At 66.9% G+C, this 2,112-nt stretch carries 2 protein-coding genes; both read right to left on the reverse strand.

Features of this window, described 5'->3' with window-relative positions:
- Positions 1-123: 123 nt before the first annotated feature.
- Entirely contained in the window at positions 124-1,500 is a 1,377-nt protein-coding gene (locus tag D7Y11_RS42440; RefSeq protein ID WP_121756197.1) for a hypothetical protein, read from the reverse strand.
- A 224-nt stretch (positions 1,501-1,724) separates the two neighbouring features.
- Positions 1,725-2,112 (reverse strand): hypothetical protein (locus D7Y11_RS42445; RefSeq protein ID WP_233607590.1); only part of this gene is annotated, 388 nt, incomplete at its 5' end.

The following is a 2,112-nucleotide window of genomic DNA, read 5'->3' on the forward strand; positions in this document are numbered from 1 at the left end:
GCCCGCTCCAGCTTCCGCATGTCGTATGCTGTCAGCCCCAGCTCGGCAGGGCTCCTTGCCGGTCGCATGCTCCAGAAACTGCGCATGCGACCCGGATTTGTCTCGGAACTTCTGGCGACCTACTTAGAAGCCCGCCGCGAAGTCCTGGAGGAACCAGAACAGGCTGAGCTGGTGGGACGTGCCCTGCGTCGTTCCGTAATCCGAGACGGTCCTGCCAGCCAGCGCGGGAATCTGGGGGCAGGTCAGCTGGCCGTGGATGGCCTGGGCATAGCCGTTGGTGACGAGGGCGCTCGCGAAGGTGGACGTGGAGGGAATCGTCACCTGGCCCGACGTGCTGACCGTGTTGTAGGCGCTGGTGTTCGAGAACGAGACGGCGATGGCGTCCGCGTCGAAGGCGTTGTTCCCGGTGATGAGCTGGTTGATGTACGGCGTGCCGCCGTTCACGCGCCAGGTGCCCGCTTCCCGCGCGGTGGCCACGCCGCTGATGGACGTCCGGCCGGTGACGCGCCCCGTGTGGTCGAAGCGGGCCTGGCACGGCGAGGTGCAGGGAATGCTGACAGGGAAGGGGAAGCGCACCGGGAACCACCCGCCCGGCCGGTAGATCATGAAGTCCCACCAGTAGAAGTAGATCCGGCGCGAGCACCGCAGTCCCAGCGACAGCTGGCTGGAGCCGGTGACCGTCCGGTTGAGGGTCGGGCCCGTCGGGATGGCGTTGGCGCTCAGCGTGTGCTTCGCGCCCGGCCCGTTCCAGCCGTAGAGGCTGCGGCCCGGGGACGAGACGAGGATGGACTGGGTGGTGGTGGGCGTGCGCGTCGTCGTGGTCGTCCAGCCGCAGGTGCAGGGCCCGATGATGGGGTACCACCAGTACCACTGCTGGACGTAGACCATGGCCTCGCCGCGCAGGTGCGGGAAGTCCTTGGACACCTCCTTCACCAGGTCGTACTCGCCCTGGCCATACCTCGCGTCGAGCTCCGTGACGACGGCGTCCAGCTCGCTGCTCACGTGCACGACGTCCTTCTCCGACGTGACGCCCTTGGACACGGTGAGGCTGCACTCCTTTTCGGTCGCGCAGTCCAGGTTCACGTCATAGGGCTGGGTGGCCAGCGCCTGGCCCTGCGGATCCTCCAGCACCAGCTTCTGCGCCCAGCCCGTCTCCCAGGGCTTGTCCAGCGCGCCGAAGAGCTTCACCTGGGAGACTTCGCCCGCCTTGGGCGTCACGTTCACCCCCGCGGTGGCGGTGTCCTTGCCGTCATAGGAGACGAGCTTCGAGGACCGGGGCAGGTCGTCCTGCCGGTCCGTCCACAGGATGCTCGCGGTCAGCTCCCCGTCCACCAGCGCCACGTCGAGCACGGTGGCGATGTTCGGACGGACCTCCTGCGGATCCGCGGCGTGGGCCGGCGCGGCCGCGAGCAGCCCTCCGAGCGCGAAGGAGGAGACGGTCAGCGAGCGCAGCCATGACGGCACGAGGCCGGACAGGCCTCGCGAGGAGTGTTGGGGCATGTGGCAATCCCTTACGGACGAATGGGGGTCCGCCCCCCGACGCGGGAGGTCGGAGGGCGGTTCCCTGTCAGAGCAGGTCCCGTGCCAGGGATTGCGCCATGTCTGTCATTGATGCTGGTTTCGCAGGGAGTGCGTGGTTTTCCACGATGTTTCCGAAATCGTTTCTTGCGCTGGGAATGTGTCCCTTCCCGTTACGGAAACCCCATCGGGTGTAGCGCGGAGGGCTACAGGATGCTGAAGAAGTCCTGGACGCTCTTCTCCATGGAATCCACCTCGTTCTCTGGGAGTGTATAGGTGGACTGGATGTCAAAGGCGCGGCCCATGGGACCCAGGCCTTCGCCCGGGCACACCGCGACGCCCTGCACGGCGATGGCGTAGTTGCCCTGTGCTCGGCCGTACGGCTGCCAGGTGCTGGCGTTGCCGTTGTATGCGTGGAAGGCCTCGCCAGACGTCTGCACGTAGCCGGAGCCGCTGCTCACGTCGCGCATGGCAATCCCCCTGTCGAATTCCTGGTCGCCGGTGGGCGCGTAGCGGGTCTCGTTCAGCAGTGGGCTCAAGCCATTGCCCAGGTGGTACTTGCTCTGCTCCATGGCCGACCCGTTGGGGATGGTG

This window comes from Corallococcus sp. AB018 (genome assembly GCF_003986945.1).
GTDB classification, from domain to species: domain Bacteria; phylum Myxococcota; class Myxococcia; order Myxococcales; family Myxococcaceae; genus Corallococcus; species Corallococcus exiguus.